The organism is Vibrio sp. R-1, assembly GCF_035615595.1.
GTDB lineage: Bacteria > Pseudomonadota > Gammaproteobacteria > Enterobacterales > Vibrionaceae > Vibrio > Vibrio cholerae.
On sequence record NZ_WPDC01000020.1, the window covers coordinates 39,998 to 49,599 of the forward strand.

The following is a 9,602-nucleotide window of genomic DNA, read 5'->3' on the forward strand; positions in this document are numbered from 1 at the left end:
CATCCCATCTTGATATTTACCGTTCAATCCAACGATGACCGCTTTTGTCGGCTTTAAAAGCGTTCATCGAATAGTGATAAAACTGCTCCAAGGCCTCGGCTGAAACCTCGGCGTTGAAATGGCGCAGTAGCATTAATCCCACCTCAAGGGTGCAGAGATTGCCCGGCTGTTGATTGCGCCTGAGCCGATACGCCGACACGTGATCGGTGGCAAGGTGAACTCTCGGAACATCGGCCAGCCAAGGGCTTTTACGCTCCATTTTGCGCGCTTCCTGCCAAGTGGCATCGAGCACAATAAAATGCGCGATCTCATCTTCGCGTAGCGAGCGGAGTGCATCGGTTAATTCCACGCTCTCTTCGGATGGGTAAACCAGAAACGAGCGAGCGTTGGGTTGGGTGAGGCGCGCTTGTAACTCAGTATTAGCCGCGACTCGGCTCCATGTATAGGCTTGGCACTCGGCCATGGATTTCACCAGCCAGCGCCCAGTATTGGTTTCGCGCTGCCACTCATTATCGTGAGTGAGCAGCGAGAGTTGAAACGGCGCGCGGAAGCTAGGGACGGCGGAGCAGAGGCATTGAAATTTAAGCCCGCAGTCCGGACACGCCGCATTCATAGTTTAATGCCTGACTGTCTTGGCGATAGGCCATCGGCAAACAGTACCACTTGGCTGATCTGCTCGGCGTTGGCTTCTGGGGCCACACTTGGGTTCGTCGGGTAGCTGATGCCGTTGTATTGTAGACGGTGTATAGCGGGTTTCGCGCCGCCGCCACTGACACTGAACAGTAAGTCTTGCCAGCCATGATGGGTCTGTTTGCCTAAACGGATCGGGTTTTGTACGAGAGTGATGCGGCTATTGAAACGCCACTGCTGATTGTGTTGATCGAAAATCAGCAAAGTACAGCCGCCAGTGCCACACCAGTCTAGTTGCACCAGCAGTTCCGGTTGTTCATCACCATTGAGATCGTACTTCAACCAGCGATATTGAGTATTGTCTGGCGACGTTTGGTGCAGGTTAAAATAGCGGCGAATCGCCTGATCGACATCCTCTTCATAGTCAGCGCGTCCTGCGATTTGCTGAGCGTGAATGGCCGCTTGTCCTACGGCAGGGGGTACAGCGCTTTCATTCAACTCGACCAGAGTGCGAAACAGCACTAAACCCCCATCTGCGATGTTATAAACCGATTGACCAACCTTCTCTTGTGTCGCTGTTAGCTGATAACCCTCACGAGTGAAAATGCGCTCGGAGAGCAAGTACTGCTGCTGGTGGCGAGTCATCACCACTTGGATCTGATTGGGGTTGAGCTGCTGCCAGTAGCCTTGCTCCACGACAGCCGGTTCGCCATTGGCATACTCATAGCGAGTCTGCGCGGTGTGATCTTTTTCCAAGGTTAAGCTGACACTAAAGCCCGTCTGTTCAGTCGAGCTGGCAAAGTAGACGCCGCTCCATTCAAGGGTAGGATCAAGATTAGCTAAGGTCGCACAGCCTTGGTATTGGCCGCCTTTTAGGGTGAGTTTAGAGCGCCATTGGTAAAGGTTATCGCTCATACCATCGCGACATTGCCCTTGTTCTAGCAGCAGTTCACCACCATCAAATTGGTAGCGTCGTTTATCTTGGCTCAGTTGACTGCGTGTGATCGAAAATTGTTGCTTGTCACCGCCCATAGGTTGGAATTGCAGCCCGCCATCTACAAAGCGCATTGACCAAAAAGGCTCATTGCCAAACGCACGGGTTGGGCTAAGAGGCTGCTCACAGCCGCGGCTTTCATTGCTCAGTTGATTGATGCTCTGCACCTCAATCCGCGCCACATAATCACCGTTAAACCCCGTTTGGCTTGGTGGCGTGAGTGTGCCGACAAGCTCACCATACAGAGGTTGGTAAGGACTACGATTCAGCGCCATCGCTTCATTCAGTTGCTCTGGCGAGAGATTGAGCCAGTATTGCTGATGGCTACCACACGGTGTAAAGCGTCGCACCTCATGGCCCACGACCACCTCGCCACGCAGCATAAAGCTCTGTGGTTGAATGGTTTCCGGTTTATCGAGGGTCGCTGGAATAATTGGAGCGGAGTCAGGCTCGACACTGACGGAGGTGGTGTTGGAGCACGCTTGCAATAGCATAGCGAGCGACATGGCGCAGAAGGGCAAAGCTCTCATTGATCAATTCCTTTGGCTCGAGATGGAATGGGGGATGTTTGGTCGCAAAAATTATCGCACAAACTGAAAGACAAGCTAAACCGTCACAGGGTTCAATTGACAGAGTGCAAACAAAGGAACGTATTGTTTGAGATCGGTTTCGCCATTTTGCGCGGTGAGTGGCTAAGGAACGGTGCAGAAAATAGCCAACGGCAGCGTTAGGCTGCCGTTGAGTGATGCTCAGGTGATGCGCTTTTACGGCTTAACCTGAGCGCAATAGGCACCGAGTGAGACGTGAATCGGGTTAAAACAGATGCTGATGCAGGTAATGCGCTACCGCATCATCGGCGTTACTGCCGATCACTTCATTATCCGGCAGGGCGTTAAACACTTTTTCATGGGCTGTACCCATGACTAAGCCTTTTCCGGCCATTGAGAGCATTTCGACATCATTCATGCCGTCCCCAAACGCGATACAGTTTTCAAGGCCAAGGTGAAGAGATTCGGCCACAGCTTGCAGCGCATCGCCTTTTGATACGCCCGCACACATGACTTCTAGGCACCAAGGTGTTGAAAAAGCAACGTTGAGTTTATCGCCAAAGCGCTGATTCAGTAAGGTTTCGTACTGCACCAAATGTTCGTGATCTTGGTCTTCTTGAGTGAAGAAAATTTTCGCGATGCCATCGGTTGGGGCGTTATTGACATCAAAGACGCGATAGGTAAAACCAGAGTCTTCATGGAAGTCGCGCAGGATCTCATCTTCTTTATTGAGCATCCATTCGTCATTACGGTACAGATGCACGAACAACTGCTCATCGTGTTTAACGACATCGATGATGGCTTGCACCAAATCTTGCGGTACGTTTTTGCTGTACATCAGTTGGTCATTCTGGTCATGCACTCGCGCACCGTTTGAGGTGATCATATACGCAGGAATCCCTGCGATTTCACGAATCCCCGCGACATCAATGTGGTGACGGCCTGTCGCGAAAATAAAGGTAAATCCTTTATCGTGCAGCTGTTTCAAAGTCTGTTTCGAAAATTCGCTCAACTGATGGTTCGGGGCGAGTAAGGTGCCGTCGAGATCCGACGCCACGATTTTATACGGATGTTTGTGTGCTGAAGTGGTCATAAAACTCTCTGTTTCTCGGTTGGCCGGATGAGCCGTCACCCTTAGGTTGCCTAGTGTAGTGGAATTAAATGCGGAAAAAGAGGGTAAACCTCTCTTTGCGTTTTTCCTCAATTTCTATGGTCGATGGTGCTGTCTGTTATGGTCGATAGTACTGTCGGCGAAAAAACACAAAATATGGTCTAACGTCTGATTTCGGTAGGCATCTTGTTCAAAAAGCAGTTCATGTCTGGCACCTGCTATGCGGCATAAAGCGGCACGTTTTTGGGTGCGAGACAGCTTTTTGAAGAGCCGGTTTTGCGCCCGATTACACACAATCGCTTCTTCGCCAGCTTGTAAGATCAGCATGGGGATTTTGATTTGTCGGGTTAACTGCAAACACTGTTTGGTCGCCATTAAGCTTTGCCAAACCCAGCGGTGACTCGGCCCTCCAATTTGCAGTTCAGGGTGCGCTTCATACAGTTCACGAAACAACTGATAGCGGGTTTCACTGTGGGTGAGCAGGTTGAGATGAAAGGGTTTAGCGTGATAAGGGCCATAACCCGGAGCGTAACTGGGTTTTGGGGTAACGGCAGCCATAATTTGAGTGATGAGCAAAGCCCATGGCCTTAAATACCAAGGCATATTCACGCCAAACATCGGAGCACTCAGGGCCAGTGCGCTAAAGGGGTGCGCTGGAGTGGTCTGGATATAGCGCGTCGCAATCGCGCCACCCATAGAATGGGCTAATAAAAAGCGCTCTTGGTAGTGACCGAGATCGAAATGCTCGACTAAGGCTTTTAAGTCAGTCACGTAATCTTGAAACTCATGTACATGGCCTATTTGTCTATCTTCAGTCAGACGTTCTGACCGTCCTTGACCACGGTGATCATAGGTATAAACATCAAAACCTTGGCGGAATAGGTCATAACACAGCTCCTGATATTTCCACGCAGATTCAATCCTGCCATTCACAATCACTACGGCTTTTTGATGCTCAGGATGCTTGAGACTACACCAATAAATGTGCGTTTTATCAAAACTGCGATAGGTTCCTTCGCTTCGAGTGTGCCACACTTGAGCTATCTCAAAGTTGAGAGCTTGCTCCAAACTCGACTCTTGCGTATAAGGATAAAGATTTTTTTCAGGGTTCATAAGTTGGCAATGGGGTTGTGCGCATCAGTGTTTGACCTCATTGGGCTAGCATAAGTCAGGAATGAGGAATTGCAATGGATATCCATGTTTGGCTTGCCTATCTATTGACCGCGGTGGTGTTTAGTCTGGCGCCCGGTTCAGGCACGGTCAACTCGATCAGCAATGGTTTAAGTTATGGTACACGCCACTCATTAGGGGCGATTATCGGCCTACAAATCGGTCTTGCTTGCCATATAGTGTTGGTCGGCATCGGAATTGGCGCTTTGGTGGCACAATCTGCGTTGGCGTTCACTCTGATCAAATGGATTGGTGCAGCTTATTTAGTATGGCTGGGTATTCAGAAATGGCGAGATAGAGCCCCCTTAACGGCTACCACAGCTTCTCATGAACTCTCACAAGCCGCCCTGCTGCGTAAAGCAGTACTGATTAACCTGACTAATCCCAAATCAATCGTTTTCTTAGTGGCATTATTCCCGCAGTTTATTGAACCCACTAGAGATCATTGGCCGCAGTTCTTGGTTCTGGGTATCACAACCGTTACTATTGATGCGATTGTCATGTTCGGATACACGGCGCTGGCTGCGCAGCTAGGTCGCTATATTCGTTCACCTAACATAATGACCAGAATGAATAAACTGTTTGGTTCGATGTTTATGGGCTGCGGAATGCTGTTGGCTACCGCCAAAGCGTAAGCAACCCTTTGAGGACACCATGTACACAACTTATGTAGCACGCCAACCGATATTGAATGCAAAGCGACACACGCTAGGTTATGAGCTGCTGTTTCGAGATGGAGAGAAAAACGCGTTTCCTGAGTACATGGATGCCGATCGTGCTACCTACCGTCTGATCGTTGAAAACTTTTTATCCCTTGGTACCAACCCGAGAATTGCCCGCTCGCGCTGTTTTATCAACTTTCCCCATAAAAGCTTAATTCGGCGTTTGCCTCTGACTCTGCCGCGTGAGCAGATCGTGGTAGAAATTTTGGAAACGTGCCAACCGACCGATGATCTTTTTGAGGCGGTACAAGAGCTGAGTCAGCGAGGTTATCTGCTCGCGTTAGATGATTTTGTGTATTCACCCGCTTGGGAGCGCTTTTTACCCTACGTACAGATAGTCAAAATCGACATCATGGCAATGGGGCTCGATAAAGCGTGTGAATTTGTGCGTGGTCGACTGGCTCAGGGAAGTCGTCGCCGATTTTTGGCAGAACGAGTCGAAACCGAAGATGAGTTTCATCAAGCGCGTCATGCGGGTTTTACCTTCTTCCAAGGCTATTTTTTCAGTAAGCCAGAAATCATTAAACAGCGCTACGTCAGTCCAGAGCATGTGATTGCCATGCAGCTGTTTCGCGAAGTCTGTCAGCCTGAAGTCGATTATGTGCGAGTAGAGCGCTTGGTCGCGCAGGACATTGCGCTCTCTTACAAGCTGCTGCGTTTCGTAAACACTATGTCGGATCGGATCTCGGTCTCCATCTCCTCATTTCGCCAAGCCTTGGTTTATCTTGGACAGGACAAACTGCGCATTTTCGTCTCTTTGGCGGTCGCGTCTTATATCTCCTCCAAAAAGCCCAAGGAGCTTTACAACTTGTCGTTACAAAGAGCGCAGTTTTGCCAGTTGATGGCGACGCATCCACATTTTAAAGCGCATCGTGAACAAGCGTTTCTGATTGGCATGTTTTCTGTGCTGGATGCCTTGCTCGATACCTCAATTGAGCAATTGGTGGAGCAACTGCCGCTGGCCGATGATGTGAAGTTGGCACTGCGAGAGCGTGAAGGGCCACTGGGTACTTTGCTCGATCTTGAGGAGTGTTTTGAAAAAGCCGATTGGCAAGGTGTGGAGCAGCACTGCCTAGAACTGGGTTTTGATCTGGAAGATGTCCGTCAGGAATTGATTGAAGCCCAGCGTTGGAGCCAGGACATCAATCGATTAATTTAGTGATAAGTTAATGTACCTTTTCGACTTGACGCGGCAGCGATGTTGGCTGCAACGGCAAGTCATTTGGTAAGAGATGGTCGGCCAGCCCGACTCTGAGGGTGTAGGATGATAAAGGCTGACCGACCAAATAGATTAACCTTCCTGCACCTTAGATTTAGTGAGCGTGTCAGAGCGGTGAGTTATTTCAGCCAAGCGTTAAGCATCCACACCAATTTCTCTTGCTCGCGGATGTAATCACTCATCAGCGCTGACGTCCCTTCATCCCCGGTTTCGCCGGCAAGCTCAAGAATGTCTCGTTGTTGGTGGAGCAGAATGCTAAAGCCATCCACCAATCCCTGCATGCTGCTACGGCCATCAATTGAGTCGGTATGCTCTTTGATTTGCGCCGCTTTGAGGTAACCGCTAAAGCTGTGCATGGGTCGAGCGCTCAGCGTTAAAATACGCTCTGCCAGTTCATCGATTTTTAGCTGTAAGTCGGTATAAATCTCTTCAAACTTAGCGTGCAGTTCGAAAAATTCCTTACCTTGAATATTCCAGTGGTAACCGCGAGTATTCATATAGAACACTTGATAGTTGGCCAGCAAGTTGTTGAGCGCATTCGCCAGTTTTTGACTTTGTGTGGTATCAAGACCAATCAAATTCGTTGCCATTTTTACACCTCTCAGTTTTTTATTTCCCCTATCGGGATGAACAAAGAATAGTGTAGTTCAGACATGGAAGAAATTTGGATTATCTGATTTTTCTGATAGGCATAGACTATTAATCCATTATAAACAGTATGGTTTAATCGTCTTAATGGCTGTTCTCACGAATCAGATTTTAACGCTTCAAAGCAAAGTGCAAAAAGCGTTGTCCTTGGTAAGTTAGTACGCCTTTGTCTCCCGGATTGAGTGCATGATAGTAATGAATGCCAACCTGAAACTCGCGTTTTGGCCCTAAACGTCCTTTTTGTACGTAAATCCAAAACTCTTGGTCATCTTGACCGGGAAGGGGGTGAGGTATGTCGATCGCTTGCTTATCCAGTATGGTCACTTCGGCACTACGCTGTGGAGCATTTTCTCCTTGCATGTGGCGGCGGTAGAAGTGGCTAAAAAACCAAACGGCCGCAATAATCAATAACGCTAAACTGATCAATAAAGTGAAGGGCATAACAGCCTCCTATTCTGAATACGCCGCTATTTTAGCGAATGGCGTATTTTTCCAAGCAGTTTGTGGTGAGAAAGAGATGTGCGGCAGTAATCAAAGGGATTTTTTCGGCTTATCTCACACTTTATCAGCCATTGAACGGCTAACAATTGGATAATGTGACTCTGGCTGCTAGAAAATAAAGAGAGAAGGCGCAGGAGGGCGGAAATGTCAGAAATTGAGCAAGTTGTTCTACGAACGCGCAAACTCGAAACCTTATTGCGCGAACAATACCATGCAGAAGGCAAGGGATTGCATCAATTAATTACCAGTTGTGAAGAACGTTTACCCCATGACGTGATTAAAAAGCTGCGTTATGTGGCGACGATTCGTAACAAAGTGGTGCATGAAGATGATTATCGCTTAGATGATCGCAAAGCTTTTCTCGCGGTATGCCAAGAGTGCGAAGATGAGCTCACGCCAAGAAGTGGGAAGTTTGTGTGGCGGATTGCTTTTATGCTGATGATGTTGATGACCTTAGGAGCCCTATTTTTCTATTACTGGCATTGGGAAGAGTTATCTCAACATTTTCAGTAATCGAACATTGAACCAATAAAAAAGGACGCGATGCGTCCTTTTTTATTTTAAAAACATTAACTTAGTACATCATGGGCAGTGTCATTAAACCAATGATTACTGCGATCATAACAAGTCCTTGTTTTTGAGATGAAGAAATCATAACACTGCTCCTTTGGTTGATTACTCATTCTGTAAAAAAAGAATAGATCATTTACCCAGCTTGATCAATAGATCGTTGATTAAAGTTTAAAAAACACAGTTCTTTTGCTCGTAGGGGGCTTTTTAACGTAAGAAAAGTCACACTTTTACGCTGTTTTAATCATAAGCTAAATGCTGATTTTTAATTCAATATTGTATTTATTTTATTGATTTTATAGTGTTTTTTATTGTTTGTTGGTAGGTTGATATTTGTTCTGGTTGTGGTTATTACGGTTTGTTTTGGATCGATTGTCAGGTTTTAGTAAATTACCACTTTATGAGAATTATTTTCCTGTTGTTGAGATTGGTTATCAATTGAGTTGTGTTTTTATCCTTTATTTGGTTTTGTATATTTAAAAATAGCAGTTATTTTTCATTTATCTGTTTAGTTGGTTATTTTCAATTTTTTTACTGTTTTGTTGTTGTTTTTATTGGTTTTTTGTTTTTGTATTATGCTTTTATTTTGGTAAGTTTTCCGTTTTTTTATTTTATTTTGATTGGTTTTCGTTTGTTTGGTGTTGGTTTGTTGTCTTGATTTGGTTGGTGGCAAGTTTTCTTGTTTTGTAATTTTATTGAGTAATTACTATTTTATATAGCAGCTCAAGTAAGGATTCGCTAGCAAGATCCAACTTTTTACTTTCATAACTGGACATCAAAAGTCAGATCCCTACACTGGCGGCAGTTTGAGTTAGGGGTATGAGCATGTTGAGCTGGATTTCTGTCGTGTTGTCGGGGTTTATCAGCATTTCTGCTTATGAAAATCAGAAGCTTAAGCAAGCGATATTCTTTCGAATCTTCAGCCTCCTGTTACTGACAATTATTGTGTGGGAGCAGCACAGTCATGCTACGCCAGAGGTAATTTTCATCTCTCTTGGTTTGGCGGTGTCGATGTTTGCGCATGGACTGCGGCTAAATCATCGCTACCACAAAGCTAGCTTTGTGCTGTTTTTAGTCGCGCAACTGCTGTTTAGTAAAGCATTCTGGGTGCAATTGTCGGGGAGTATGGTGTGGTGGTTGCCCGCATTACTGGTGGCGGCAAGCATAGTGGCGTTTTTTTTGTTACTGCCACAAATTGATACCTTAATCTTCCCTGTCACCATTATGGGGTTGATGTTAGTACAGATGACGTGGGCTGCGGGTGAACTGTGGCTACAAGAGGCCTCCGTGGCTTCTGGCGCTGGTTTCTTAGGATGTCTGGTTTATATCCTCTCGGCCACGTTATTAGCCATACACGATTATCGGCGTTCACTTCCTTGGGGGCACACTCTTATCTCCAGCTCCTACTTGATTGCCCAAGCCTTGATCTCAGCGTCGATCGTGTTTTAGTCATATTCACGGTCTGTGATGTAAAAAAAAACCGCCTCGC

Annotated in this window: 11 protein-coding genes; 5 read left to right on the forward strand and 6 right to left on the reverse strand. The window is 46.8% G+C overall.

Annotated features, from left to right (window positions below; translation table 11 throughout):
• Positions 1-16: 16 nt before the first annotated feature.
• From GOU96_RS06785 to GOU96_RS06800, 4 genes are all read right to left on the reverse strand, one after another.
• Positions 17-613 carry a tRNA-uridine aminocarboxypropyltransferase gene (locus tag GOU96_RS06785; RefSeq protein WP_069730465.1) on the reverse strand — a complete coding sequence of 199 codons (597 nt, stop codon included), beginning with the start codon at positions 611-613 and terminating at the stop codon, positions 17-19.
• Positions 610-2,154: a COG3650 family protein gene (locus tag GOU96_RS06790; protein WP_267781650.1), complete on the reverse strand. Its 1,545-nt coding sequence runs from the start codon at positions 2,152-2,154 to the stop codon at positions 610-612. Before GOU96_RS06790 ends, GOU96_RS06785 begins: the two co-directional genes overlap by 4 nt.
• Positions 2,155-2,437: 283 nt before the next feature.
• Positions 2,438-3,265, reverse strand: a complete 828-nt coding sequence (locus tag GOU96_RS06795) for a Cof-type HAD-IIB family hydrolase (RefSeq protein WP_000213460.1) — start codon at positions 3,263-3,265, stop codon at positions 2,438-2,440.
• A gap of 114 nt (positions 3,266-3,379) precedes the next feature.
• Positions 3,380-4,396, reverse strand: a complete 1,017-nt coding sequence (locus GOU96_RS06800; RefSeq protein WP_258503136.1) for an alpha/beta fold hydrolase — start codon at positions 4,394-4,396, stop codon at positions 3,380-3,382.
• Between the two features lie 74 nt (positions 4,397-4,470).
• On the opposite strand from GOU96_RS06800, the gene rhtB reads away from it, so the two are divergent.
• A complete protein-coding gene (gene rhtB / locus GOU96_RS06805) occupies positions 4,471-5,088 on the forward strand; it encodes a homoserine/homoserine lactone efflux protein (protein ID WP_042989751.1) in 618 nt (205 codons plus the stop codon).
• Between the two features lie 19 nt (positions 5,089-5,107).
• Complete coding sequence (locus tag GOU96_RS06810; RefSeq protein WP_000288840.1) at positions 5,108-6,334, forward strand: EAL and HDOD domain-containing protein; 1,227 nt, start codon at positions 5,108-5,110, stop codon at positions 6,332-6,334.
• 179 nt (positions 6,335-6,513) lie between these two features.
• Here the strand turns inward: GOU96_RS06810 and GOU96_RS06815 are convergent, their stop codons facing one another.
• Entirely contained in the window at positions 6,514-6,984 is a 471-nt protein-coding gene (locus tag GOU96_RS06815) for a Dps family protein (protein WP_000224703.1), read from the reverse strand.
• A 169-nt stretch (positions 6,985-7,153) separates the two neighbouring features.
• Positions 7,154-7,483 carry a DUF2500 domain-containing protein gene (locus GOU96_RS06820; protein WP_001117042.1) on the reverse strand — a complete coding sequence of 110 codons (330 nt, stop codon included), beginning with the start codon at positions 7,481-7,483 and terminating at the stop codon, positions 7,154-7,156.
• A 204-nt stretch (positions 7,484-7,687) separates the two neighbouring features.
• On the opposite strand from GOU96_RS06820, the gene GOU96_RS06825 reads away from it, so the two are divergent.
• From GOU96_RS06825 to GOU96_RS06835, 3 genes are all read left to right on the forward strand, one after another.
• The gene (locus GOU96_RS06825) at positions 7,688-8,056 is read left to right on the forward strand and encodes a DUF4145 domain-containing protein (protein WP_001289435.1); all 369 of its coding nucleotides are present in this window, start codon (positions 7,688-7,690) and stop codon (positions 8,054-8,056) included.
• A gap of 502 nt (positions 8,057-8,558) precedes the next feature.
• On the forward strand, positions 8,559-8,771 hold the full coding sequence (locus tag GOU96_RS06830; RefSeq protein ID WP_258503139.1) for a hypothetical protein: 213 nt from the start codon (positions 8,559-8,561) through the stop codon (positions 8,769-8,771).
• 161 nt (positions 8,772-8,932) lie between these two features.
• Complete coding sequence (locus GOU96_RS06835; RefSeq protein WP_148498007.1) at positions 8,933-9,562, forward strand: lysoplasmalogenase; 630 nt, start codon at positions 8,933-8,935, stop codon at positions 9,560-9,562.
• Positions 9,563-9,602 lie beyond the last annotated feature (40 nt).